Consider the following 26597-nt stretch of genomic DNA (forward strand, 5'->3'; position numbering starts at 1 on the left):
GGCGCCATCGCGGTCAACACCTCGAGGGGGCCTGGTGTTCCCGGCCGACCACGGTGTGGTCGGCCGGGAACGTTCACGACACGACGATCTCGTTGAGCTCGAGGTAGTTCTTGTCGCTGGTCCGCGGGAGCTCGGTGATCCACAGGACGAACGTGTCGGCCACGGTCTCCTCCGACAGGTCGAGCGTCGTCTCGGAGTCGAACGACCCCTCGGCGAGCACCTTGCCCCCGCTGGGCTCGTCGCGCGAGGTGGCTCGCACCTCGACGTGGCCACCGGACGAGTTCGTGTTCAGCGTGATCGAGGTGACGGGAGCGGGCTCCTCCAGCTCGATGACGTACCCGATCCCCTCCCGCAGGCCGGAGAAGTTGGGCTCGTTGAACCACTGCGTGTACCAGAACGTCGACGGGTCGCCGTCGTAGGCGAGGTCGACCGCCTCCGGGTGCTGCCCGTCGCCCCCGGGGTCGAGCTGGTCACCGGTCGCGATGACGGGCCGGACTTCCGGGGTTTCCTCGGGCGTGGACTCGCCGTCGCTGGGCTCCTCGCCACCGCCGCCACCCCCGGCCTGCTCCGCGGGAGGGGAGGTCGCCGCGGTGGTTGTGCCGATCGGCGAGATCGCGCGCGACACGGCCCACACGGCGCCGGCGAGGACCAGCACGACGACCAGCCCGAGGACGATCGGCGTCGGGTTGACGCCCTTGCGCTTGGGGGCCGGGCTGGACGCGAACCCACCGGTGTCGGTGCGCGGTTCGCCACCGTTGCCGCCCGGGGGCGGAGGGACGGGCGAGTGCGACGTCCGGGGATCTGCGGGCGGCGCACCGTTGTACTGCTGGGTGGCGTAGCCCGCCGGGGCGGCGCCGTACCCCTGCGCGGGGGCGCCGTACGCCTGCGTCTGGCCGGCCGCCTGAGCGCCCTGGGGCACCGGCGACATCGCCGAGGTGGAGGGGCCCGGGGGCGGCGGGACCGGTGAGTGTGCGGCCGTGGGGGCCGCGACGGGAGGGGTGGCCTGGGTGGACTGCGCGGGAGCAGCACCGGCGGGCTGACCTGCGGCGGCGGCTCCGGCGAAGCCTCCCGCGGCCGCCCCGCCCAGGGCGGACCGGGCGATGCGCCCGCTGGAGGGCCGGCGGACCGGCGCGGCGGGCGGCGGCGTACCCGGCAGCCCGGCGCCCGCCCCGACCGTGCCCAGCACGGAGGAGCGCACCGGCGGTTCTGTCGACGGCTGGACGAACTGGGGGAGAGCGGCGACCACCGACACCTCGCCCCACGGGGCCAGCGCGGCGACGACGTCGCCCGGCCCGGCCGGGGCGTCGGGCGAGTCATTGCCGAAGGTGCGGCGCACCAGCGTGTCGATCTCCTGGTCCACGTGCGGCACGAGTGCGGAGACGGGGACGACGCCGTTCGCGTCGGTCTGCGCGGGCAGCGGGCGCACGGTGTCGGAGGTGACCCACGGCTCGTCGAGGCTGTCGCCCGGCCACCGCGCCGTGAGGGCGTAGTAGGCCAGCGCCACGAGGTCGCGGGCGTCGGCCGCCGCGGCGTCCGGACCGCCGGCGCTCGCCCGGTCGCCGTCCACGCCGGCGAGCGCGGCGTCGATCCCCAGGCCGGTGACGACCACCCGGTGCCCGTCCACCCGGACGGCCTCCGGGCGGAGCGCGAGGTGGTGGACGCCGCGCTGCCCGGCGGCCTCGAGGGCAGCCGCGGCCTCGCCGACGACGGCGCGCGCCTGCTGGGCGTCGACCAGTCCGCCGGAGACGATCTCCGTGAGCGACGACCCGCGGAACGGCTCGCTGATGATGTAGCTGCGCGGGCCCTGACCGAGGTCGGTGGCGCCGACGTCGAGCACGCGCGACAGCCGGGGGTCGGCCACGAGCGCGGCGCGACGCGCCGCGTCGAGCGCGGACGAGGCGTACGGCCCGTCGATGAACGTCACCCGGACCGGACGGTCCAGGATCTGGTCGTGCGCCTCCCACGCCTCGGCTGCTACGAGGTCGGTGGCTGCGGGCTGCACGAGCCGATAGCGATCGACCATGACGGTCCCGGGATGGGCGGTGCTCACCTGGACTCCTCAGTGGGGGTTCGGGGGGAGGGTGTCCTCCGGTCCACCGGACCATGGTACGGGCGGGTGGGTGCCTTGGACGCGGTGGCGCAAGGGCGCGCCCGCAGGGCCCTCACCGAACTCGCCCGACCCGGGCACGGGCGCGTCATCATCGCTTGAGCCGCCGGAGGACGGGAGCGAGCGCGTCGTCGAGCTCGCGGACGTGCAGCACCTTGAGCGCGAGGACGTACCCCAGCAGCATGACGACGCCCGCGACGGCCGTGACCAGCACCGAGTGCCCCCAGGAGGTGACCACGAAGCCGTCGAGCAGGCGGATCGTCAGCCACCCGAGCAGGCCGGCCACGACCGCGCCGATCGAGGCGCGGACGTACAGCCGCATGACGCGCCGACCGTCCAGACCGTGCAGCTTGCGGTGCATGCCGCGCACGCGCAGAAGCAGGGAGATCCAGGTGGACAGCGCGTACGCGCCGCCGGCGGCGACGGCCCACCACGAGGCCGGCAGCAGCTGGATCGCGATCCACAGCGCGGCCACCATCGAGACCGTCGCGATGACCTGGATGCCGAAGATGCTCCGGCCGTCCTCGAAGGCGAAGTACATGCGTCGCACCAGCACGGTGGCGCCGAGGGCGACGATGCCGATCGCCATCGCCTGGATGATCGGCGCGACGGCGGCGACCCCGTCGGCGCCGAGGGTCGGCAGCAGCGACGCCGTCAGGGGGACGGCGAGGACGATCAGGACGGCTGCGGAGAACACCGAGAAGACGCCGGCCGACCGCATTCCGAGCGACATGTCCCGGCGCACCCCGGGGATGTCGCCGGCCTGCACGGCCGCCGTCATGCGCGGGAACAGCACCGTGACGATGGAGACCACGACGAGGGAGTGGGGGAGCAGGTAGATCGTCATCGCGTTGGTATACGCGGCGTTCCCGGCGAACACCTGGTCGAGGTTGCTGCCGGTCTGGCCGGCGGCACCGAGGACGTTGGTGAGGAAGAGGACCCCCATCTGCTCCAGCGCCACGGCTCCGATGGTCCAGCCGACGACCGTCCCGGCGGCCCGCAGCCCGATGCCCCGCAGCCCCAGCCGGAACCGCCAGCGGAACCCGGTGCGGCGCAGCGCGACGAACAGCACGAACGCCTGCGCCGCGATGCCGACGGTCGCCGTGCCGGCGAGCAGAACCGTCTGGCCGGTCGACCAGCTCGACAGGTCGGAGATGCCGCGGTCGGGCGCCGTGCCCCAGACGACGAGGAAGGCACCGAAGCCGAGGAGCGACACGACGTTGTTCGCGACCGGGGCGGCGCCGTACGCGCCGAAGCGACCCTGGGCATTGAGCACCTGGCCGAGCAGCATGTACAGGCCGTAGAAGAAGACCTGGGGGATGCACCAGTACGCGAACACGACGGCGAGATGGCGCTCGTCCGCGTCCCAGGCCCCGCTGAGGGTGGAGAGCCAGATGATGAGCGGGGCCGCGACGACGAGCACGCCGGTGAGGAGCAGCAGGCCCAGGCCGGAGAGGGTGAGGAGCTTGTCGAGCCGCACGCGCGCGTCGCGGGCGTTCATCGCGCGGAGGATCTGGGGGATCAGCACCGCCTGCAGCACGCCGGCCGAGATGAGCGCGAACAGCATGTTCGGCAGCTTGTTCGCGATGTCGAACGCGTCCGCGACCGTACCCACCGCACCGACGCACGCGACCAGCAGCATCGCCCGGATCAGGCCGGAGGCGCGCGACGCGACGGTGCCCAGCGTCATGACCAGCGAGCCGCGGCCGAGGCTCGTGCGCCGCACCCCGCCGACAGGCTCCGAGTCGCCGGCAGAGTCACCGGCAGAGTCCCTGGCGGGGGCGGCGGACGCACCGTCGGGCGAGCCGTCGGGCAAGCCACCGGCGGCGCCGTGCGGCGCGCCGCCCACGGGTCGCTCTGGCCCGCCGTCGTCGGGGGGGGCGGGGAAATCGGAGGTCATGGGGCGTCGGTCTCCGTGGCCTTGGCGGGGTGCGGACTGATGGTGCGATCGGCGTCGGGCGGGGTGCCGGCACCGGGCTCGTCGTCGGGCGCCTCGTCGGGGGGATCAGGGGCGTCGTCGCGGTGGAGCGGGTCGACGGCCTCGGCGACACCTTCGTCGGTGGTTCGCGCGGAAGACCGGCCGCGACGCACGGTACGCCAGATCCCCCCGAGGAAGAGCAGGGCGACCGCCGCGGCGACCACGGCGGTGCCGACGGTCTCCCACCCGGCGCGGACGCGCACCGCGAAGCTGGTGGGCCCGCTCACGACCGAGCCGCTGGGCGCGAGCACCTCGACCTGGAGCTCGACGTCGCCCGAGCCGATCGCGCGGACGGGCACGTGCACGTTCGTGGACGTGCCGGCCGGGACGACGACGGTGGGCCGCGACTCGACGACGAGACGCGGGTCGTCGGGGCGCAGCACCACGGTGACGGTGGCGTCGACCGGGAGCCCGTTGCCGACCATCACCGGCAGCTTGCCGGTGTCGCTCACGAGGGTGACGTCGGAGCGGTCGGCGACGGTGATCCCCTGTCGGAGCTCGCGCGCCTGCTCCACCGCGAAGTCCACGGCGGCGGCCCGCACCTCGGGCTCGGCCCGCCCGGCGACGGCGAGGGGGGCGAGGAGGTCCTGGTCGACGTCGCCGCTCAGCTCGACCGGATCGGCCGCCACGGTCGAGAACGCGGCGACGGAGCTGTGGGCGTCCAGCAGCCTGCGCACGGACTCGGGGGCGAGCTCGGTGTCGACCGTGCGGTCGCGGGGGAGGCTGTCGCGATCGACCCGCGACGCGGGGGCGGCGACCGTCTCCGAGAGCGGGACGACGTCGGCCCACGGGACGTCGTCGAGGGCGCGGAGCACCTGGGCGACCAGCTCCGGGTCCGGCGACCAGCTCCGGGAGAGCGCCGCGAGCACGTGTAACCCCTCGCCGCCGGCAGCCTCCTGCTGCGCTGCGAGGAGCGCGGTGTCGGCGAGCACGCGCTGCGCCGCCTCGGTGCTGGTCGGTGCGTCGTCACCGTCCGTCAGGGAGGCGAAGGCGCGGGACAGCCCGGCGTCCGCGACGAGCGCCGAGACCTTGCCTGAGGACGTCTCGACGGCGGTGCGGGCCGACGTGGGGACGTACTCGTCCTCTGGCGCGAGGCCCTCCGGGACCAGCACCTGGTCGACGGAGGCGTCCCGGGCGGTGGCCATCGTCGCGCCGTCAGGCAGGCCCTGCGGCCACCCGAGGGTGAGGTCCCAGCCCTCCGGGCGTTCCCACGCCGCGCCCAGCGCGGACTCCCCGCTGGTCGCGGCGGCGACGTCCGCTCGCGACGGGTCGGCGTGCGCGACCGCGGCGAGGTCGGGGTCGAAGCCGGGCAGGACGGCGACGTCGGCCGCCGGTCTGGCGGCCGCGGCGGTGCTCGCCGCGCCCATCGTCTCGATCGCGTCCTCGTCCTCGACCGTGTCGTGGTCCGCGTCCTGGGACCCCGCCGGGCGGCCGGTGAGCCGCGCGGCCCAGGCCTGCGTGTCGGTGTCCTCGGCGGACTCCGCCGCGACCACGAGCGCCGGATCGACGGCGAGGGACAGACCTGGCGAGTCGGCGGTGGACGCCGCGGCGTCGAGCAGGCGACCGAGCCGCCCGTCGGCCGCGGTGCGGGTGGCGAGCTGGGCGGCGTACGCGTCGGGGTCGAGGGGGTCGGGCTCCGGGCCGGTGACGGGCGCGACCGCGCTCACCGACACGGGCTCCGGGTCGGTGTCGTCCGGGGCGAACAGCAGGAACGTGTGGAGCACGTCGAGGTGCGCGCCGCCCTGCGTCACCGCCACGGACATCTCGCGGGGGCCCCAGGGCGCGTCCGCCGCGAGCCCGAGGTTGTCGACGTCGAGGTCGAGGCGCACCCGCTCGGACCTGCCGGGGGCGAGCCGGTCGACGGGCTCGGTGAGCTGGTTCGGGGCGGGCCCGCTGTCGCCGTCGACCCACTCGGCAAGGGCCTCCCGCGACGTGAGGGGTCGCCACGACACCCCCAGGCCGAGCTGGGCACCGTCGACGGCCGCGTCCGTGCCGTTGGTGACCTGGACGGTGAGCGTCACCGTGTCGCCAGGCCGCGCGACGGACGGTGTCGAGCCCACGAGCTCGAGCGTCACCGCGCCGTCCTGGCGCGCGGACGGGAGGGTCGCCGCGGCCGCGTGGCCGGCCGGGACGACCACCTGCGCGATCATCGTGAGGACGCCCGCGAGCAGCACGACGACGGCGAGGAGCCGGGCCAGGCGCGCGGACGGAACGGCGAGTGCGGCGAGGGCACCCGTGGATCGGGAGGTGGTCACGCGGCGGGCCTCACTCGACGGGTCCAGGGCGGGAGCCGCCGTCGGTGTCGTCGGTGTCATCGCGTGCGTGCCCGAGCACGCCGGGGGTGCGGCGCAGCACGTGCTGGGCGGCGACCGCGAGCCGCTGCTCGTTGGGGTACGAGAGCCGGTCGGTCAGCTGCTCGAAGGGGATCCACAGCGCGTCCTCCGCCTCCCCGTCGGGGTCGCCGGCCGCCGTGATCGTGCCACCCTCCGCGCGTAGCAGGAAGTGGTGCACCACCTTGTGCACGCGGTGGTCCTCGCCGCTGAACCAGTAGTCGATGACGCCCAGCCGGGTGCGGACGGTGCCGAGGATGCCCGTCTCCTCGCGGATCTCCCGTACCGCGGCCTGCTCCGGGGTCTCCTCGCCCTCGAGGTGCCCCTTGGGCAGGCACCACTCGAGCCTGCCGCCGCGGTTGCGCCGCACGATGACGGCGGCCTGCGGGCCGCCCGGGGCGAGCCGCACCACGAGCCCGCCCGCCGAGGTCTCCTCGACCACCGGCAGGTGCGTGGTGGTGCCCGACGGCGCGACGCCGACGACGGCAGGCCTCGTCGCACCGCGCGGTCCGGCGAGCCGTGCGGGGTCGACCTTGAGCGGGTGCCCACCCGGTGGCACGGGGACTCCCGCGGCCGGGCGCCCGCGCCGGGGGCCGGGAACCGGTGCCGGGTATGACATGCGCCCACCCTACCGAGAAGCGCCCGCCCTCCCGCCCAGTCCCCGGCGCGCGGACGGGCAGGATCTGGGAGTATGGGACGCCGTGTCGACCCCTGAGCCCCCGGCCCCCGCAGCACTGCTGCGCCGCGCCCTCGCCATGCTGACCGAGACGGCCCCCGCCGCCGTTGAGCTGGGCGAGGTGTTCCGCGACGCCGGGCACGAGCTCGCGCTCGTCGGCGGTCCCGTGCGCGACGCCTTCCTGGGCCGCCCGAGCAACGACCTCGACTTCGCGACGTCCGCCACGCCGGACGAGACGCAGGCGCTGCTGGCCCGCTGGGGTGACGCGCACTGGGACATCGGCAAGGAGTTCGGCACCATCGGTGCGCGCCGGTTCGCGCGCTCCGGGCGCGGAGGTCCCGACGGCGGGGATGTCGTCGTCGAGGTTACGACCTACCGCAGCGACGAGTACGACCCCGCCTCCCGGAAGCCCGTCGTGGCGTTCGGGGACACGCTCGACGGCGACCTGTCGCGGCGCGACCTCACGGTGAACGCGATGGCGGTGCGGCTGCCAGATCTCACGTTCGTCGACCCGTTCGACGGGCTGAGCGACCTCGCCCGCCGCGTGCTGCGCACCCCGATCGCGCCGGAGCGGTCGTTCGACGACGACCCGCTGCGGATGATGCGCGCCGCGCGGTTCGCCGCCCAGCTCGGCTTCGCCGTCGAGCCGGCCACGCGCGCGGCAATCGTCGACATGGCGGGCCGCATCGAGATCGTGTCGGCGGAGCGGGTGCAGGCCGAGCTCTCCAAGCTGCTGCTGAGCGATCGGCCGCGGGCCGGCCTCGAGGTGCTGGTCGACACGGGCCTGGCCGACCACGTGCTGCCCGAGCTGCCCGCGCTGCGGCTGGAGATCGACGAGCACCACCGGCACAAGGACGTCTACCAGCACTCCCTCACGGTGCTGGAGCAGGCGATCGCGCAGGAGACGGGGCCCGACGGCCCGGTGCCCGCGCCTGACCTGGTGCTGCGCCTGGCCTCCCTGCTGCACGACATCGGCAAGCCCGCCACGCGGCGCTTCGAGCCGGGCGGCGGCGTGAGCTTCCACCACCATGAGGTGGTCGGGGCCAAGCTCGCGGCGAAGCGGCTGCGCGCGCTGAAGTACGAGAAGCAGGTGGTCAAGGACGTGGCGCGGCTCGTCGAGCTGCACCTGCGCTTCCACGGCTACGGCGACCCTTCGACAGGCCCAGGGCAGCACGCCCAGTGGACCGACTCCGCGGTGCGCCGGTACGTCACCGACGCTGGGCCGCTGCTGGAGCGGCTGCACCGACTGACGCGCGCCGACTCCACCACCCGCAACAGGCGCAAGGCGCAGCGGCTTGCGGACTCGTACACCGATCTGGAGGAGCGGATCTCGCGGCTGCGAGAGGCGGAGGAGATCGACGCGATCCGCCCGGACCTGGACGGGACGCAGATCATGGCTATCCTCGGCATCGCGCCGGGACCCGCCGTCGGGCAGGCGTACAAGCACCTGCTCGCCCTGCGGATGGAGCACGGCCCGCTCGGCGAGGAGCGCGCGGAGCAGGAGCTGCGAGCCTGGTGGGCCGACCGCCAGGCGTGACCTGACGCCCCGGCCGGACGGCGGGCCCGCCGCGTCGCTGAGCGGAGGCGGGACATGAGCGGTTCCACGAGGGCGCCCGGTGCGGGCGCCACGGCGGGCGACACGACGGGCGGCCGGGCCGACCGGCGGGCGCGCCTCGTCGTGTCCGCGTTCTACCTGGTGCAGGGCATGTGCTTCGCGGGGCTCCTCGCGCAGGTGCCGACGCTGCAGGACGAGCTGGGGATCTCCGACGGCACCCTGACCCTGATCCTCCTGGTGGTGCCGGTGGTGGCCGGGGTCGGCAGCGTGCTCGCGGGGGCGCTGGCCCCGCGGGTGGGCAGCGCCCGGCTGCTGCGGGTGTGCGGCCCGCTGGTGGCGGTGGCCGTGCTCGGCGCGGGCCTGGCGCCGACCGTCACCGTCCTGTATCCGACGGTCGCGGTGGTGGGGCTGCTGCTCGGCCTGGTGGACGCCACCATGAACATGCAGGGCGTCGAGGCCGAGCAGCGGTACGGCCGGAGCTTACTCAACTCGTTCCACGGCGCGTGGAGCGTGGGCGGCATCCTCGGCTCGCTCGCCGCCGTGCTGGCCCACTCGGCGGGCTGGTCGCTCGCGGGGGGCCTGGGGCTGGTGGCCGCTGTCGGCGTGGCTGTGGACCTTTCTGCGACGGCGCTGGCGGGACGCGGGACACCGGCAGCGGGCGTCGGCGGGGCCGTGCCGGGCCTGGTCGCCGCGGGGAGCCCCTCACTCGTCGTGGGCACGGAGGCTGCGTCACGGGCGGCAGCGGGTCCGGCAACGGGTCCGACGGCGGGAGAGACGAAGGGCGCGGCGCGCCCGCCTTGGGGGCCGCTGGTGCTCGTGGGCCTCGCGGTGACCATCGTCTACGTCGCCGACTCGGCGACGTCGAACTGGTCGACCAAGTACATCGAGGACGCCCTGGGCGGGGCGGCGAACGTCGCGCCGCTCGGCCTGGCGGCCTACCTGGCCTGCCAACTCGTGGGCCGCCTCGCGGCCGACCGTCAGGTCAACCGATTCGGTCCCGTGGTGCCCGTGGCCGCCGGCGGGATCGTCGGGACGGCGGGTCTCGCGGCCGTGACGCTCGCCCCCTCCGCGTGGGTGGCCGTGCTGGGCTTCGCGCTGACCGGCCTGGGGCTGAGCGTCGTGGTGCCGCTGTCGTTCTCGGTGGCCGGTCGCCTCGACCCGGACGGTACGGGCGTGGCCGTGGCGCGGGTCAACCTCTTCAACTACGTGGGCTTCGTGGTCGGGGCGGGACTGATCGGCGGCGTCGCCGAGCTGACGAGCCTGCGCCTCGCGTTCGCCGTGCCGGCGCTCCTGGCGCTGGGCGTGGTCGCCCTCGCGCCGGCGTTCCGGGTCGCCTCGCGTGAGCCGGCGGCTGCTGGTTGACCCGGCCGTCCGCTGGTTGAGCCGGCCATTCGCTGGTTGAGCCTGTCGAAACCGGGTTTCGACAGGCTCAACCAGCGGGTTTCGACAGGCTCAACCAGCGGGTTTCGACAGGCTCAACCAGCGAGATCGCGGTCAGTGGCCGACGGGCGCACCCTCGGGTGCGTCCGTCCTGCGCAGCCGGGTGGCCACCAGGAGCGCGGCGACCACGGTGACCGCGCCGACCGTGAACGCGAGCTGCGCCCCGCCTGCGGTGGCCTCGGCCTGCGAGGCGCCGCCGTCGAGCAGCGTCACCGACCGCAGGGTCAGCAGCGCGACGAAGAGCGCGGTGCCGGCGGCGCCCGCGAGCTGCTGGATCGTGGCGACCGCCGCGGACCCGTGCGAGTACATCGACGGCGTGAGGCCACCGAGCGCCGACGTGAACGTCGGGGTGAAGATGAACGCCAGCCCGATGCTCAGGACCATGTGGCCCACCAGCACGAGCCACAGCGGCGAGGTCGGCGTCAGGGCCGCGAAGAGCACCATCGCGACGCCTACGGCGGCGACGCCGGGAAGGACCAGCGGGCGCGGCCCGAGCCGGTCGTAGAGGCGCCCGACCACCGGGCCGAGCACGCCCATCGCCAGCCCGCCCGGCAGCATGAGGAGGCCGCTGGTCACGGGCGACAGACCCATCGCCCGCTGCAGCACGAGCGGCAACCCGATGATCATGCCGAACATCGCGATCATGCTCACGGCCATCACCGCCAGGCCGACGGTGAAGCCCGGCGCCCGGAAGACGCGGAGGTCGAGCAGGGCGGCACCGGTGCGCTGGAGCACGAGCTGACGCCACACGAAGAGTGCGAGGAACGCCGCGCCGGCGACGAGCGGCACCGCCGGCGGCACCGCCATCGCGTGCCCCGCGGACTCGCCGAGCGCGGAGAGCCCGTAGACCAGGCCGCCGAACGCGCCCACCGAGAGCACCAGGGACACCGGATCGAGCCGGTTGCGAGCCCGGTCGGCCACGTCCCGCACGAGGAGCGCCCCGAGCGCCAGGGCCAGCAGCGCGATGGGCAGGACGATCCAGAACACCTCGCGCCAGCCGAGGGCCGTGACGACGGTGCCGGACATGGTGGGGCCGAGCGCGGGCGCGACGGCGATGACCATCGAGACGTTGCCCATGACGCGGCCGCGGCGGTGGTGGGGGACCGTGCTCATGACGGTGGTCATGAGCAGCGGCATCATGATCGCGGTGCCTGTCGCCTGCACGACGCGTGCCGCGACGAGCACGCCGAACGTAGGCGCGAGCGCGGCCAGGAGCGTGCCCGCGCTGAACAACGACATCGCCAGGATGAACGCCCCCCGGGTGCCGAGGCGCTGCAGGAGCCACCCGGTCGTCGGGATCACGACCGCCATCGTCAGCAGGAACCCCGTGGTCAGCCACTGCCCGCTCGACTCGGTGATCGCGAAGTCGTCCATCACCGCCGGCAGCGCGACGCCCATGGTGGTCTCGTTGAGGATGACGACGAACGCCGACGTCAGCAGGAGTCCGATGACGGTGAACTGCTGCCGCGTCAGGCGTTCGGGCGCAGGCGCCGTGGTGGTCGTGACGCGCGGCGTACCGGTGGCGGTCGTCTCGGCCTCGGTGGTCGCGGGAGTCGTCAGGGTGGCCTCCGGGGTGCTCGCGATGGGGACGGTGGTCTCTGTCGGTCGGGGGGCTGGCACGCTTGTGCTCCGCTCGCGTCGGTGCCGGGGGAGCCCGGCGAAGGGCAGGCGACGGCGAGCGCCGGTCGGGCGCTGCACGTCGTCGTTGTCGGTCGTACCCCGGGGGGCGGTCACCCTCGGTGCGGTCGCCGGAAGGCGTGACCGTACTGTGTACGACCACGAACCATCCTGCGATATTCCCGCTTGGCGTGACGACTTGTTTTCCGGACCGAACTCGTCGGCACCCAGGGTGCGGGTTCTGTGCGGCCGGGAGGGTCAGGCTGGGGTGGCGACGTCCTCGGAGCCCCCACGCGCGACGCGGGCCGGGGCGGCGGACGCGGTGCGCGCGCCGCGGGTGGCCATGAGGACGGCGGCCAGCACGTACGCCACGGCGAGGCCGACGAAGACGCCGCGCGACCAGCCGGTGTCGGGCAGCGTGAAGGCGGCCAGGGCGGCGGCGCCGACGAACGCGGCGTTGTAGAGCACGTCGTAGAACGCGAACGCCCGGCCGCGGACCTCGTCCTCGGTGTCGCGCTGGATGATGGTGTCCACCGCGATCTTGGTGCCCTGCGCCGCCAGCCCGAGCAGCGCGGCGCCGGTGTAGACGACGGCGCGGTCCGGCGTCGTGACGAGCAGGAGCTGGCTCGCGGCGGCGAGCAGCAGCATCACCGCGATCCAGCCCTGCGGGCCGGTGCGGCGCGAGAGGATCGGCGTGAGCACCATCGCGACGGCGCCGCCCGCGCCCGTGAGGCCGATGACGACGGCGAACGTCCCCATCCCGGCGTTCTGGCTCCCCGGGTCGAGCAGGTTGCGCGAGATGAGGATCGAGGCGATGAAGACGACGCCGTACAGGAAGCGGTGCACGGCCATGGCGAGCAGCGCCTGGCCGGGGGTGCGGCGAGAGACGAGGTAGCGAGCGCCGTCGGCCAGCCCGCGCGCCACCTTGGCGACCTCGCTGCGCAGGTCCGCCTCGGCGGGTGCCTCGGGCCCCAGCTGGGTGCGGCCGAGGCGCGTCGCGAGCAGCGCCGCGACCGCGAAGACGAGGGCCGCGCACACGAGGGCGGAGGAGTCCTTGATGCGGCCGGGCTCGAACGCGAGCCCGAGCACGAAGCCGATGCCACCGCCCACGAACGCGGCGCCCGCGCCGAGGGTGGGGGACAGCGAGTTGGCCGTGAGCAGCAGCGGCCCGTCGACGACGCGCGGCAGCCCGGCGGACAGGCCCGCCAGGAGGAAGCGGTTGACCGACAGGGCGGCGAGCCCGACGGCGTAGATGCCGCCGCTGACGCCGCCGGCGAGCATCAGACCCGCCATCCCGAGCGTGAGGACCACGCGCACCGCGTTGCCCCAGACGAGTACCTGCCGGCGCTGCCACCGGTCCAGCAGCACGCCCGCGAACGGCCCGACGATGGTGAACGGGGCGAGCATCACCGCGAACGCGCCCGCGATCGCGGTGGCGGTGCCCTGCGACTCGGGGGAGAAGAACAGCAGGGACGCCAGGCCGACCTGGAACATGCCGTCACCCGCCTGCGAGACGAGGCGGACGGCGAACAGCTTGCGGAAGCCTTCGAGGCGCAGCAACGCCCGCAGCTCCGAGATGACTACCACCCGGTCAGCCTATGGCGTCCGCGACGCGCGCCGACCTGGGGAGAGCCCCCGAGGCGCCCGCGACCGTCCCGTCGGGGATTTCGAAGCCGGCCTAGGTAAATTTCCGGCTTCCGGGTGTTCGGTCTGCCTTGCAGGGATTCCGCGAGGTGGTGCGGCTGTGGCACGGATCTGACCTGCGGCACCTCGGACACGGTCTTGTGGGTGGCCATTTATGAAGATACCTTCCAGAAGTTGCTCGACGGTGTGCGCCAGAACACACCGCGTGCCCACGGACGGGAGGGCGCATGGTCCGCCACGGGATCGGTGCACAGGATCGGCGCGTCACGGACGTGCGCCGGCGCAACACGTTGAGCTGCATCGAGGTGCTGCGCGGCACGCCCGCGACCACGCTGACCGCGCTCGCCAAGGACACGGGGCTGTCGCGTCCCACGGTCGAGTCGATCGTCTCCGAGCTCGTGGAGCAGGGCCTCGCCCTCGAGGTGGACGGCGCCGAGGAGGGCGCGCTGGGCCGCCCCGCGCGCCGCTTCGCCTTCGCGGCCGACGCGCGCTACGTCGTGGGGCTCGACCTCGGCGTGCACTCGGTGACCGGGATGATCGCGGACCTCGCGGGCCAGGTCCGCTCGGTCGTGCGCCGCACGGTGGACGCCCCGATCGACGGCGTGGAGCGGCTCGAGGTCGCCCGGGCCGTGCAGCGGGAGCTGCTCGACCACGTCGACGCGCCGCGCTCGCGCCTCGCCGCCGTCGCGGCCGCGGTGCCCGGCATCGTCGACGGCGAGCGGGTGCGGCTGTCCCTGCCGATCGCGGACTGGACCGGCGTGAACCTCGCCGCCCGGCTCTCCACGGGCGGCGACCACCCGGTGGTCGTCGAGAACGACATCAACATGGCCGCCCTCGCCGAGCACGCGCTGGGTGCCGCGCGCCTCGCCGACGACGTCGTCCTTGTGCAGCTCGGGTACCGCGTGGGCTCGGCACTCGTCCTCGGCGGCCGGGTCTACCGCGGCAACCGGTTCGCGGCCGGCGAGGTGGGCGACCTCTCCTGGACCGGGTGGAACGGGTGGTGCGAGGGCAGCCTGCTGGGCGAGATCGAGCGGGCCGGGGGAGCGGAGGAGGTGGCGCTGCGGGCCAGGGCGGGCGAGCCCGCCGCCGTGGCGCTGCTGGAGCAGTACGTGCGCCGCGTCGCGCCCGGGGTCGCGACGCTCGCCATGGTGGTGGACCCCGAGTACGTGGTGCTCGGCGGCGGCCTGTCCCGCGCGGGCGACGTGCTGCGGGCGCCCCTGCAGGCAGAGATCGACCGCCTGGTGCACCCGCGGGCGGCGGCGCCGCTGGTGAGCTCCGCGTTCGCGTCCGACGGCGCGGCCCTGGGCGCGCTGGTCCGCGCGCTCGAGGTGGGCTCGGAGGCGGTGTTCGCCAGCGACGAGATCGCCGTCCCGTCCCTGCACGCCGCCGACCCGGCGGCCTCGCTGGCCGAGGTGCTCGCCCAGGCCGCCCGGACACTGGCCCCTCCCGCCGAGGAGACGATCGCGGCCGAGGACGAGCCGGCACCGGCGACCGTCTCCGTGCGGGAGCCGCTGCGCGTGGCGGTGGTGGGCGTCGGCGCCCGCGCCCGCCTGGCGCAGTGGGTGGGGCGCACCGGCGTGCCCGCGCGCATCGTCGCCGCCGTCGACGTGGACCCGGCGGGCCGGGGCCGCGCGCGCGAGCTCTTCGGGCCCGAGGCGTCGTTCAGCACCGACCGCGGGGAGCTGCTGCGACCGGACGAGGACGGCCGCGCGCTGGACGCGGCGATCGTCTGCACCCCGGACGACACGCACGCCGACATCGCCGAGGACCTGCTGCGCGCGGGCGTCGCCGTCTACCTCGAGAAGCCGCTCGCCACCACCACCGACGACTGCGACCGCGTGCTCGCCGCCGCGGCGGAGACCGGCACCCGGCTGTACGTGGGCCACAACATGCGGCACATGGCGGCGATCCGCACGATGCGCGACATCGTCGCGCGCGGCGAGATCGGCGACGTGCAGGCCGTGTGGTGCCGGCACTTCGTGGGCAACGGCGGCGACTACTACTTCAAGGACTGGCACGCCGACCGGGCCCGCAGCACGGGCCTGCTGCTGCAGAAGGCCGTGCACGACATCGACGTCATCCACTGGCTGGCCGGCTCGACGACGCGCGAGGTCGTCGGGATGGGCGACCTGCAGGTCTACGGGCGCATCGACGACCGCGAGGACCGCTCCGGCCAGCTCATGACCGACTGGTTCTCCTCCGACAACTGGCCCCCGCTCGAGCAGAAGGGGCTGCACCCGGTGGTCGACGTCGAGGACACGTCGATGATGCTGATGCGGCTCGAGAACGGCGTGCTCGCCAGCTACGAGCAGTGCCACTTCACCCCGGACTACTGGCGCAACTACACCGTGATCGGCACGCGCGGCCGGCTCGAGAACTTCGGCGACGGCGACGGCGCCTCGGTGCGGGTGTGGAACCGCCGCACGTCGTACTCCGAGCGCGGCGACGTCGAGTACCCGATCGCCTCGGGCGGCCCGGGCCACCAGGACGCCGACCGGCGCACCGTGGACGAGTTCCTGCGGTTCGTGGCCGACGGCGCGCCCATCACGACCTCCCCGGTGATGGCCCGCGACGCCGTCGCGACCGGCATCGCCGCCACCGTCTCGCTGCGGTCGGGCTCCGCCCCGCAGCGTGTCCGCCCCGTGACCCCCGAGGTCGCGGCCCACTTCGACGAGGACGTCGAGACCCGCGGCACCGTCGCGCGGGACCAGAGGTAACGACCACCATCGGAGGAGCACCACTGATGAAGCACCTCATGCGCAGCGGGTCCGTCGCGGGCGTCGCCGCGGTGGCACTCACGCTCGCGGCCTGCTCGAGCGGCGGCGAGGCCGCCGACGGCGCCGCGACCGCCGCGCCGACCGACGCCGAGGGCGAGATCACCTACGCGATCTGGGACGAGAACCAGAAGCCCGCGATCGACCAGAACATCGCGGACTTCAACGACACCTACCCGAACATCAAGGTCACCGTGGACCTCACGCCGTACCAGCAGTACTTCACCAAGCTCCAGACCCAGGGCGAGTCGAAGACCCTGCCCGACGTGTTCTGGATGAACGGCCCCAACGTGCAGCTCTACGCCGCGAACGACCTGCTCGAGCCGATCGACGGCCTCGTGGACAGCGGCGACCTGGACCCGTCGAAGTACCCCGACGCGCTCAACGACCTGTTCACGTTCGAGGAGGCCCAGTACGGCGTCCCCAAGGACTTCGACACCGTGGCGCTCTGGTACAACAAGGCGATCTTCGAGAAGGCCGGCGTCGAGCTGCCGACCGACGACTGGACGTGGGACGACTTCACCAAGGCGGCCGACACGATCTCCGGCGAGCTGTCCGGCCAGGGGATCTACGGCGTCGTGACCGAGCTCAACAGCGGCGGGCAGAGCAGCTACTACGACACGATGCTGCAGGCGGGCGGGCAGGTCATCTCGGACGACGGCACCACGTCCGGCTACGACGACCCGGCGTCGATCGAGGGGTTGCAGCTGTGGGCCGACCTCGTGGCGGACGGCGCGTCCCCGAAGCTCGAGCAGATGTCCGACACCAAGCCGAACGTCTGGTTCAACTCGGGCAAGGCCGCCATGTTCTGGTCCGGCAACTGGTCGGTCGCGGAGATGAAGGACTCGCCGAACAAGGACGACTTCGGCACCGTGCGGCTGCCCGAGGGGCCCGAGCGACGGGCCACCGTCATCCACGGCCTCGCGAACGTGGTCGCCGCGGACAGCGAGAGCAAGGAGGCCGCCAACGCCTTCGTCGCCTACCTCGGCTCCGAGGAGGCGCAGCGCACGCAGGCGGAGATGGGGGTCGCGAACCCTGCGTACACCGGGACGCAGCAGGCGTTCGTCGACTCCGAGCCGGGCTTCGGGATCGACGTCTTCCTGGAGTCCGCCGACGAGATGGCGTTCCCGTACCCGATCTCGAAGAACACGGCGGCCTGGAACGCGCTCGAGAACGATCTGCTGCCCCAGGCGTTCTCCGGGAAGCGGCCCGTCGAGGAGGTCGCCCGCGAGCTCGCGGACGCCATGAACGAGGAGCTGGCGAAGGAATGACGACCGCTCGCGCGCGGGGGTCCGGGCAGGGGGCGATGCGGGGGGCCAGGCGGGGGCACGACGGCTGGTGGCCCGTGCTGTTCGTGCTGCCCACGATGTTCGGGGTGGTGCTCTTCTACCTGTGGCCCATCGTCCAGACCGGCTACTTCAGCTTCACGGAGTGGGGCGCGTTCGGCGGCCAGACGTGGGTGGGCACCGAGAACTACGCACGCCTCGTCGCCGACCCCGACCTTGGCACCTCGATCGTCAACACGCTCGTCTACACCGCGATCGTGCTGCTGGGCATCCCGATCGCGATGTTCGTCGCGAGCCTGCTAAGCCGGCCGGGGATGCGGCTCACCGCGTTCTACCGGGTGCTTTTCTTCATGCCGTACGTCGCGATGCCGACGGCGGTGGCGATGGTGTGGCGCCTGATCTACAACGGCGACTTCGGCGTCCTCAACTGGGCGCTCGGGCTGGTCGGCATCGACGGCCCCGCGTGGACGTCGACGCCGGGCTTCGCGCTGGTCGCCGTGTCGGTCGTGGGGCTGTGGACGTCGCTCGGGTTCGCCATCATCATCCTGTCCGCGGGCCTGAAGAACATCCCCACGGAGCTGTACGAGGCGGCGTCCCTGGACGGCGCGACCGCCTGGCGGCAGTTCCGGTCCGTGACCGTGCCGCTGCTGACCCCGAGCGTCTTCTTCGTCACCGTCATCACCGTGATCAACGGGTTCCAGCTCTTCGACCTGCTGTACGCGCTCATGGGGCAGGGGAACCCCGCGATCCAGGAGACACAGTCCCTCGTGTACCTCTTCTACAACGAGGCGTTCCTGCGCAACGACAAGGGCTTCGCGGCCGCCATCGCGATGGTGATCCTGCTCATCGTCGGCGCGGTCACTCTGATTCAGTTCCGCATGCAGAGGAGGTGGGTCACCTATGCCTGACGCGACCCTCGTGCCCGCCCCGGCCGTCGCCGGGACGACGCGACGCCCGACCCGAGGCAGCACCGACGGAGCACCGCCCCGCGGCCGACGGCGCGGCTCGCGCCACGGGTCCAACGCCTGGGCGCACGTGCTGCTCGCCACCGGCGGCGTGGTGATGGTGTTCCCGTTCGTGTGGCAGCTGCTCACGTCGCTGTCCACGAACGCCCAGGTGATGAGCGTGCCCCCGGTGTTCTGGCCGGGGGAGCTGCAGTGGGGCAACTACGCCGAGGTGTTCTCCAAGCTCCCGTTCCTCCAGGAGTTCTGGGTCTCGGTGTCGATCACGGTGGTTCGCACCGTCGGCCAGCTGGTGCTGTGCTCGATGGCGGGCTACGCGTTCGCGCGCATGCGGTTCCCGCTGCGCGGCGTGCTGCTCGCCCTCGTGCTGTCGATCCTCATGGTGCCGTCGCAGGTGTACCTCATCCCGCAGTACCAGATCGTCAACGGGCTCGGCTGGCTGAACACCGTGGCCGGGATCGCCGCGCCCGGCGTCTTCAGCGCCTTCGGCACCTTCCTCATGATGCAGTTCTTCAAGGGCGTGCCCGACTCGCTCGAGGAGGCCGCCCGCCTGGACGGCGCCAACCCGTTCCAGGTCTTCACGCGCATCATGCTGCCGCTCGCCGGGCCCAGCCTCGGCGCGCTGACGATCATCACCGTCCTGTGGTCGTGGAACGACCTCCTGTGGCCGCTCGTGGTCTCGACCCGCGCCGAGAGCATGCCGCTCGCGGCCGGTATCGCGACCTTCGCCGGGCGCACCACCACCGACTACACGGTGATGATGGCGGCCAGCGTGCTCGCCATGGCCCCGATCCTGCTGCTGTTCGTCGTCATGCAGCGTCGGGTGATCGACGGCCTCGCCCACTCCGGACTCAAGTAGGGAGCACACATGTCAGCACCGCCAGCACGGTCTGCACCACCCCTTACCGTCGGCCTCGTCGGCGCCGGCGGCATCGCGCGGGCCCACGCCCCCGCGTGGCGCGCGCTCGGCGCGGACCTCGTCGTGCACTCGCACGACGGCGCGGCGGAGCTCGCCGCCGCGCACGGCGGCCGCGTGGCCGGGTCGCTCGACGAGCTGCTCGACGTCGTGGACGTCGTGGACGTCGTCACCCCGACGCCGCGACACCTCGAGGTGGCCGCCACGGCGCTCGCGGCGGGCAGGCACGTGCTGTGCGAGAAGCCCCTGGCCCGCACCGGGGCGGACGCCGTCGCCCTGCTGGAGGCCGCCCGCGCGGCCGACCGGCAGCTCTACCCGGGGCACGTGGTGCGGTTCTTCCCGGAGTACGCCGCGCTGCGGGCCGCCGTGCGCGCCGGGGACGTCGGCGCGCCCGCCGTCCTGCGGTTCGCCCGCGGCGGGATGTTCCCGGTCTGGTCGGCGTGGTTCGGCGACGACGCGCTGTCCGGGGGCGTCGTGATGGACCTGATGCTGCACGACCTCGACATCGCCCGGTGGGTGGCGGGGGAGGTCACGACGGTGTTCGCCACCCGGCGCTCGCTGGAGCAGGACGGGGCGCCGCACACGCTCGCGCACGTCGTCCTCACGCACGCCGGCGGCGCGATCACCCACTCGCGCGGGCTGTGGGGCGCCCCGCACACCACGTTCCGCACGTCGTTCCACGTCGCGGGCGGGGCCGGCGTGCTGCGCTTCGACTCGGCCGGCGCGGGCGGGGTGCGCACCGACCTGCCGCCCGTCCCGACGGGCGGGCAGGACCGGCCCGCGCCGGCGGCCGGGGAGAGCCCGTACCTCACCGAGATCCGGGAGTTCGCCCGGGCGTTCGCGGCCTCGCCGACGGCGCTGCCCGCGGATCATCCGGACCGTCCCCGGGTGAGCGCCGTCGACGGCGTCGTCGCGGTCGAGATCGCCGAGGCGGCGCTCGCCTCCATCGAGTCCGGGGCGCCCGTCGCGCTGGACACCGCCGCACGGGTGCGCGAGCTCGGGGGCGCGCCGGTGCCGCCGCACGGCGCGCCCGCCCTCACGACCACCGGGAGCCCGGCATGACCCACGACACCACCCCGACCGTCCTCAAGGTGGCCGTGCTCTCCTTCGCGCACCCGCACGCCGGGTCGTACCTTGCGCTGCTGCGCGACCGGCCGGACGTCGAGCTCCTCACCGCAGACCCCGATGCGGCGACCGCGCCCGCCGGCGAGCTGCGGGGCCGCGAGTTCGCCGAAGGGCTCGGAGCGTCGTACGTCGACACCTACGACGAGGCCCTCGCCTGGCGCCCCGACGCCGTGATCGTCTGCTCGGAGAACGCCCGCCACCGGGACGTCGTCCTCGCCTCCGCGGCGACGGGGGCGCACGTGCTGTGCGAGAAGCCGCTCGCCACGCGGGTCGAGGACGCCGAGGAGATGGTCGCGGCCTGCGCCGCCGCCGGCGTCGTCCTCATGACCGCCTACCCGGTGCGGTTCAGCCCCGAGTTCCAGACCCTGCGCGCGCTGGCGGACGCGGGCACGCTCGGCACTGTCCTCGGCGCCACGGGGACGAACAACGGCAAGGTCCCCGCCGGCCGGGCGTGGTTCACCGACCCGGCCCTCGCCGGCGGCGGGGCGCTCGTGGACCACGTGGTGCACGTGGCCGACCTGCTCGACGCGCTCCTCGGCGAGGACGCCGTCGCCGTGCGGGCCGTGACCAACCGGATCCTGCACGGCGACGACCCGCAGGTGCGCGCCGAGACGGGCGGGCTCGTCAGCATCACCTACGCCGGCGGCGCCGAGGTGACCGTCGACTGCTCCTGGTCGATGCCCGACGGCGGGCCCACGTGGGGCGGCCTCACCCTGTGGGTCGTCGGCACCGGAGGCGTCGTCGAGATCGCCCCTTTCGGTGCGCACGTCGGCGGCCTCGTCGACGGGGGCTCGCGACCCGCCTGGTACGGCTTCGGCGAGAACCTCGACGCCCTGATGCTCGAGCACTTCCTGGGGTGCCTCCGTACCGGCACCGCCCCCGGTCCCGACGGGCGAACGGGGCTGCGCACCTTGCGCGTGGTCGCCGCGGCCCAGGAGTCCGTCGCCGCCGGGGGTGCCGTCATCCACCTCGCGCCCTGACCCCGCGGGCTGCCTTCTCTTCCTCGGCGGGACGGCGGCGTCGGGCCGGGCACGACGAGCGAGCCCGCCGGGCCGTGCACCTCGATCCGGGAGGCGTGGGTGGCGGCGGCGTCGAAGCTCATCACGAGCGTCGAGAGGGCGCCGGACTCGTGGCGGTGCACGCCCGTCACGTGGGTGTCGATGTCGACCGGGACGGTCTCGCAGTGGGCCCGCCCCGCCCTGGCCACGGTGCGCCAGCCCATCGCGGAGATGGGGGAGGCCGCCCTGCGGATGCTGCTGCGCATCAGTGCCGACCCGAACGGGTTCCACGTGGCGCAGTACGGCAGCTCGCACGCGACCCAGTGGGCCGACATCGTGGGTGACGCTCGACGACGTGGTCACCCGCACAGGGTCCGTCGAGCTGGTCGGCTGACCCCGCCGGTAGAGCCTGTCGAAACCCGGTCGTCGGGGTTTCGACAGGCTCGACCGGCGAGCGGTGTCAGCGCTCGATGTCGCCGCGGATGAACGACTCCAGCTGGGCGCGCCCCGCGGTGTCCTCCATCTGCACGGGCGGGGACTTCATGAAGTAGGTCGACGCCGAGAGGATCGGGCCGCCGACGCCGCGGTCCAGGGCGATCTTCGCCGCGCGGACGGCGTCGATGATGATGCCGGCGGAGTTGGGGGAGTCCCACACCTCGAGCTTGTACTCCAGGTTCAGGGGCACCTCGCCGAACGCGCGGCCCTCGAGGCGGACGTACGCCCACTTGCGGTCGTCGAGCCACGCGATGTAGTCCGACGGGCCGATGTGGACGTTGCGGTCCTCCTTCTTGCCGCCGAGTGCGCCGGTGAGGTTCGAGGTCACCGCCTGCGTCTTGGAGACCTTCTTCGACTCGAGGCGGTCGCGCTGCAGCATGTTCTTGAAGTCCATGTTGCCGCCGACGTTGAGCTGGTAGGTGCGGTCGAGCACGACGCCGCGGTCCTCGAACAGCTTGGCCAGCACGCGGTGCGTGATCGTGGCGCCGACCTGCGACTTGATGTCGTCGCCGACGATCGGCACCCCCGCGTCCTCGAACTTCTTGGCCCACTCGGGGTCGGAGGCGATGAAGACCGGCAGCGCGTTGACGAAGGCCACCTTGGCGTCGATGGCGCACTGCGCGTAGAACTTGTCGGCTGCCTCGGAGCCCACCGGGAGGTAGGAGACGAGGACGTCGACCTTCGCGTCCTTGAGCGCCTGCACGACGTCGACCGCCTGGGCGTCCGACTCGTCGATCGTCGCCTGGTAGTAGTCGCCGAGGCCGTCGAGCGTGGGGCCGCGCTGGACCATGACGCCGGTGGGCGGCACGTCCGCGATCTTGATCGTGTTGTTCTCCGAGGCGTGGATCGCCTCGGCGAGGTCGAAGCCGACCTTCTTCGCGTCGACGTCGAACGCCGCCACGAACTCCAGGTCACGCACGTGGTACTCGCCGAGCTGCACGTGCATGAGGCCAGGGACGGTGTCGGACGGGTCGGCGTCTCGGTAGTAGTGCACGCCCTGGATCAGGGACGATGCACAGTTTCCGACACCGACGATGGCAACGCGGACGGAGGTCATCCTCGCTCCTTGTTTCTCTGGGCCGGGGTGTCGTGCACCCCGGCGCTGTGGTCGCGGTCGCGGCCGAGAGCCCGGTCGCGTTCCGTGGTGATGAGTCCGTCGAGCCAACGCACTTCGCGCTCGACCTGTTCGAGCCCGTGGCGCTGCAGTTCGAGGGTGTACTCGTCGAGCCGCTCGCGGGTGCGTGCGGCAGACTCTCGGACCGCCTCCAGCCGCTCGGTGAGCCGGGTACGCCGACCCTCGAGGATACGGATGCGGGTCTCGGCGTCCGTCTGCGCGAAGAACGCGAAGCGGACGTCGAAGTTCTCGTCCTCCCAGGCGGCCGGCCCGGACGAAGCGAGGACGGTCTGCAGGTGCTCCTTGCCGTCCGCCGTCAGCCGGTACACGATCCGCCCGCGCCGCCCCGTGAGGGGCGCCTTGCTGGTGGACCTGCCGGCGGACTTGGCGGACTGGCGGGAACCCGACACCCGCGCCCCGGCGGCGGGAGCCTCGTGCTCGACGGTCTCGATGAGGCCGCGGGCGACGAGGGACTTCAGCGCAGGGTAGAGGGTGCCGTAGGAGAACGCGCGGAACGAGCCGAGCAGCAGGTTGAGCCGCTTGCGCAGCTCGTACCCGTGCAGCGGGGCGGAGTTGAGCAGGCCGAGGATGGCCGTCTCGAGCACCACAGACCTGCTGCGCACGAGGGTTCCCCTCCCTGTTCGATGCTTCCGTCCTGTCGACGTGCTGTGCCGACCCGTCGTGTCGACCTATCGAGTCGATACATCGCGACAATAGGACCCGTCGGCACCCGCGCGCAACGGCAGCATCGTCGCCGCACGTCCCGGTCAGTTGTGAAGGTTCCGCGAAGCGCGGGCCAGGGGGCTGGGGATGGTCGGGAAGAACCGTCGCCCGAGGCGCCTGAGGCTCCCGTCGGCGGCCCCGGATCGCCTAGTGTTCCCTGTGGTCCGCTGGCCGGAGTGCGCCCACGTGAGCGCCCCCGGTCCCGCACGACGAAAGGCTTGACGTGGCGAGGAGACGTCGCTTCTGGAACTATCCGCGCCCCCACAAGGGCGTGCTGCAGCGATGGCTGCCCTCGTGGCGCGTCGTCCTCGGCACCTGCCTCACCGGCGCAGCCCTGGCCGCCGGCCTGTTCGTGGCCGCGTGGAGCACGACGACGATCCCGGGCGGCCTGGACGAGGTCAGCAACCAGGCCACCACCGTCTACTGGGCGAACGGCAAGGAGATGGGCACGTTCGCCGAGCAGAAGCGCGAGATCGTCGCGCTCGAGGACCTGCCGGCCTACGTGGGCAACTCCGTCGTCGCCTCCGAGGACTCCACGTTCTGGACCAACAGCGGCATCGACCCCAAGGGCATCGCGCGCGCCTTGTACAGCAACATCAAGAGCAACTCCACGCAGGGCGCCTCAACGCTCACGCAGCAGTACGTGGAGCGCTACTACATGGACACGACGACGTCGTACGCGGGCAAGGCACGCGAGGCGATCATCGCGCTCAAGGTGGCGCAGACGCAGCCCAAGGAGGAGGTGCTGGAGAACTACCTCAACACCATCTACTGGGGGCGCGGCACCTACGGCATCCAGGCGGCGTCGAAGGAGTACTTCAACAAGGACGCGAAGGACCTCACGCCGTCCGAGGCGGCGCTGCTCTCGGGCATCATCCCGTCGCCGGTGAACTGGGACCCGTCGATCAACCCCAAGCAGGCGGAGTTCCGCTGGGACCGCAGCATCCGCGAGATGTACGAGCAGGGGTACATCACGAAGGAGGAGCACGCCAAGGCGGAGTTCCCCGAGTTCCAGAAGAAGAAGGAAGCCTCCAACACCCGGGGCGGGCAGGTGGGCTACCTGATGCAGGCCGTGCGCAAGGAGCTGGTGAAGACCGACTCCAACCCGGACGCCCCGTTCACCGACCAGGAGCTCGAGACCCTCGGCCTGCAGATCACCACCACGTTCGACAAGAAGCTGCAGAAGACCGCCGTCCAGGTGGAGAAGACGCTGCACGAGGACGGCACCTACGGCAAGGCGAGCAAGAACGCGCGCATGTCGCTGGTGTCGATGGACCCCAAGACCGGCGGGATCAAGGCGCTGTACGGCGGGCCGGACTACGTCAAGCAGTCGCTCAACACCGCCACGCAGGACGTGGTCCAGGCGGGCTCGACCTTCAAGCCGTTCACGCTCATCGGGGCTCTGGAGAAGGGCCACACCCTCGACGAGACGTTCGACGGCAACTCGCCCAAGGTCTTCCCGGACGCCGACAACGGCGGGGAGTGGGACGTCGGGAACTTCGGTGGTGAGAGCCTCGGGGAGGTCAGCCTGGAGAAGGCGACCGCGAACTCCGTGAACACCGCGTACGCCGAGCTCAACCTGGAGATCGGGCCCGAGACCACGGCGGACGTGGCGTACCGCGCGGGCATCCGCAAGTCCGAGAAGAACGCGATCCCGGTCGAGCCGTCGAACGTGCTGGGCACCGCCTCGATCTACCCGATCGACCTCGCCCGCGCCTACTCCACCATCGCCGCGGGCGGGTACCGGACGACGCCGCACGTGGTGGAGAAGGTCGAGACCCTGGACGGCCGCGAGTTCTACAAGGGCCCGCAGGAGCAGGAGAAGGAGTTCGAGGCCGAGGACATCACCGCGGCGACCTATGCCATGACCAAGGTGGTCGAGGAGGGCTCGGGCGACACCGCCCAGGAGCTCGATCGCCCCGTGGCCGGCAAGACCGGTACCTCGCAGGACAACGTGTCCGCGTGGTTCGCGGGCTTCGTTCCCCAGCTCACCACCGTCGTCGGGCTGCGCCAGTACAAGACGCTCGACCTCGACGAGGGCAAGATGGGCGGGCAGACCTCGATCGACGACTTCGGCGAGTACAGCGAGATCACCGGTGGCTCGTGGCCCGTACGCGCCTGGACCGACTTCATGAAGGTCGCGACCGAGGGCATGGACGTCGTCGAGTTCCCCGAGTACGTGCCGCCGCAGCCCACGTTCACGCCGTCGCCCACCCCCACCGAGACCGAGGACGCGATGGTCACCGTGCCGGATCTCGTCGGGCAGGACGTGGCCTCCGCCACCCAGCAGCTGCAGGGGCTGGAGCTCAAGGTGCGCACGCAGTCGCAGAAGAGCGACCAGCCCAAGGGCACGGTGCTGCAGATGTCGGGCGCGAACACCGAGGTGCCGGTGGGCACGACCATCACGCTCGTGGTGTCGACCGGCGAGCCGGAGGAGCCCGAGCAGGTGGCGGTGCCGGACCTCGCCGGGCAGCCCCGCACGTCCGCCGAGCAGATCCTGCACGGTGACTCGCTCCAGCCGAACATCAGCGAGGAGTTCAGCGACGACGTCCCGGTGGGCAACGTCATCCGCACGGAACCCGGGCCGGGCGCGAGCGTCGACCCCGGCTCGAGCGTGACCCTCGTCGTATCCAAGGGGCCGGAGGGCAAGGGGAACGGCAACGGCCCGACCGACGAGCCCACCGGCGACACGACCGACAAACCGGGCTGGCCGCTCGGCGGGGACTGACCCGATTTCGGGACGCCCTCCATGGCGGGTATCCTGATCCACTGGCTGTGCCTGTCGTCCCGGACCGTTCCGGGGCAGAAGGTCGGCCGACGCACGAAGAACCCTCCTGTCACGGAACGACCGTGACCG

Annotated in this window: 17 protein-coding genes; 9 read left to right on the forward strand and 8 right to left on the reverse strand. The window is 72.9% G+C overall.

All coding sequences use genetic code 11. The annotated features are described in order from the left end of the window. Positions 1 to 73: 73 nt before the first annotated feature. From AC1C2V_RS16935 to AC1C2V_RS16950, 4 genes are all read right to left on the reverse strand, one after another. Positions 74 to 2050: a protein kinase family protein gene (locus AC1C2V_RS16935; RefSeq protein ID WP_495390809.1), complete on the reverse strand. Its 1977-nt coding sequence runs from the start codon at positions 2048 to 2050 to the stop codon at positions 74 to 76. Between the two features lie 148 nt (positions 2051 to 2198). After that, the gene (gene murJ, locus AC1C2V_RS16940) at positions 2199 to 4007 is read right to left on the reverse strand and encodes a murein biosynthesis integral membrane protein MurJ (RefSeq protein WP_495390810.1); all 1809 of its coding nucleotides are present in this window, start codon (positions 4005 to 4007) and stop codon (positions 2199 to 2201) included. After that, a complete protein-coding gene (locus AC1C2V_RS16945) occupies positions 4004 to 6340 on the reverse strand; it encodes a DUF6049 family protein (protein ID WP_495390811.1) in 2337 nt (778 codons plus the stop codon). Before AC1C2V_RS16945 ends, murJ begins: the two co-directional genes overlap by 4 nt. Before the next feature lie 10 nt (positions 6341 to 6350). Continuing rightward, entirely contained in the window at positions 6351 to 7034 is a 684-nt protein-coding gene (locus tag AC1C2V_RS16950) for an NUDIX hydrolase (RefSeq protein ID WP_495390812.1), read from the reverse strand. A 136-nt stretch (positions 7035 to 7170) separates the two neighbouring features. Between AC1C2V_RS16950 and AC1C2V_RS16955 the strand changes: the two genes are divergently transcribed. Both AC1C2V_RS16955 and AC1C2V_RS16960 read left to right on the forward strand, forming a co-directional pair. After that, positions 7171 to 8628, forward strand: coding sequence for a CCA tRNA nucleotidyltransferase (locus AC1C2V_RS16955; RefSeq protein WP_495390880.1), 1458 nt, complete (start codon positions 7171 to 7173; stop codon positions 8626 to 8628). Positions 8629 to 8682: 54 nt separating this feature from the next. After that, positions 8683 to 10008: an MFS transporter gene (locus tag AC1C2V_RS16960; protein WP_495390813.1), complete on the forward strand. Its 1326-nt coding sequence runs from the start codon at positions 8683 to 8685 to the stop codon at positions 10006 to 10008. 132 nt (positions 10009 to 10140) lie between these two features. Here AC1C2V_RS16960 and AC1C2V_RS16965 read toward each other — a convergent pair whose 3' ends face one another. Further along, positions 10141 to 11706, reverse strand: a complete 1566-nt coding sequence (locus AC1C2V_RS16965; protein WP_495390814.1) for an MDR family MFS transporter — start codon at positions 11704 to 11706, stop codon at positions 10141 to 10143. Between the two features lie 255 nt (positions 11707 to 11961). Then, on the reverse strand, positions 11962 to 13290 hold the full coding sequence (locus tag AC1C2V_RS16970) for an MFS transporter (protein WP_495390815.1): 1329 nt from the start codon (positions 13288 to 13290) through the stop codon (positions 11962 to 11964). Between the two features lie 284 nt (positions 13291 to 13574). On the opposite strand from AC1C2V_RS16970, the gene AC1C2V_RS16975 reads away from it, so the two are divergent. From AC1C2V_RS16975 to AC1C2V_RS17000, 6 genes are read left to right on the forward strand one after another with little or no spacing between them, the layout of a single operon-like run. Next, positions 13575 to 16064 carry an ROK family protein gene (locus AC1C2V_RS16975; protein WP_495390816.1) on the forward strand — a complete coding sequence of 830 codons (2490 nt, stop codon included), beginning with the start codon at positions 13575 to 13577 and terminating at the stop codon, positions 16062 to 16064. A gap of 26 nt (positions 16065 to 16090) precedes the next feature. After that, the gene (locus AC1C2V_RS16980; protein ID WP_495390817.1) at positions 16091 to 17392 is read left to right on the forward strand and encodes an ABC transporter substrate-binding protein; all 1302 of its coding nucleotides are present in this window, start codon (positions 16091 to 16093) and stop codon (positions 17390 to 17392) included. Then, the gene (locus AC1C2V_RS16985) at positions 17389 to 18315 is read left to right on the forward strand and encodes a carbohydrate ABC transporter permease (RefSeq protein WP_495390818.1); all 927 of its coding nucleotides are present in this window, start codon (positions 17389 to 17391) and stop codon (positions 18313 to 18315) included. The genes AC1C2V_RS16980 and AC1C2V_RS16985 overlap by 4 nt, the downstream gene beginning before the upstream one ends. Continuing rightward, positions 18308 to 19228 carry a carbohydrate ABC transporter permease gene (locus AC1C2V_RS16990; RefSeq protein ID WP_495390819.1) on the forward strand — a complete coding sequence of 307 codons (921 nt, stop codon included), beginning with the start codon at positions 18308 to 18310 and terminating at the stop codon, positions 19226 to 19228. The genes AC1C2V_RS16985 and AC1C2V_RS16990 overlap by 8 nt, the downstream gene beginning before the upstream one ends. 9 nt (positions 19229 to 19237) lie before the next feature. Beyond that, positions 19238 to 20347 (forward strand): Gfo/Idh/MocA family protein, encoded by a 1110-nt coding sequence (locus AC1C2V_RS16995; protein ID WP_495390820.1) that lies wholly within the window; start codon positions 19238 to 19240, stop codon positions 20345 to 20347. Next, a complete protein-coding gene (locus AC1C2V_RS17000) occupies positions 20344 to 21390 on the forward strand; it encodes a Gfo/Idh/MocA family protein (protein WP_495390821.1) in 1047 nt (348 codons plus the stop codon). The genes AC1C2V_RS16995 and AC1C2V_RS17000 overlap by 4 nt, the downstream gene beginning before the upstream one ends. Before the next feature lie 478 nt (positions 21391 to 21868). On the opposite strand, the gene AC1C2V_RS17005 is transcribed toward AC1C2V_RS17000, so the two are convergent. Beyond that, positions 21869 to 22960 carry an inositol-3-phosphate synthase gene (locus AC1C2V_RS17005; RefSeq protein ID WP_495390822.1) on the reverse strand — a complete coding sequence of 364 codons (1092 nt, stop codon included), beginning with the start codon at positions 22958 to 22960 and terminating at the stop codon, positions 21869 to 21871. Further along, entirely contained in the window at positions 22957 to 23640 is a 684-nt protein-coding gene (locus AC1C2V_RS17010) for a PadR family transcriptional regulator (RefSeq protein WP_495390823.1), read from the reverse strand. Before AC1C2V_RS17010 ends, AC1C2V_RS17005 begins: the two co-directional genes overlap by 4 nt. Positions 23641 to 23963: 323 nt before the next feature. Between AC1C2V_RS17010 and AC1C2V_RS17015 the strand changes: the two genes are divergently transcribed. Continuing rightward, on the forward strand, positions 23964 to 26468 hold the full coding sequence (locus AC1C2V_RS17015) for a transglycosylase domain-containing protein (protein ID WP_495390824.1): 2505 nt from the start codon (positions 23964 to 23966) through the stop codon (positions 26466 to 26468). The last annotated feature ends 129 nt before the right edge of the window (positions 26469 to 26597 follow it).

The sequence above is a fragment of the Isoptericola sp. Y541 genome (assembly GCF_059445465.1).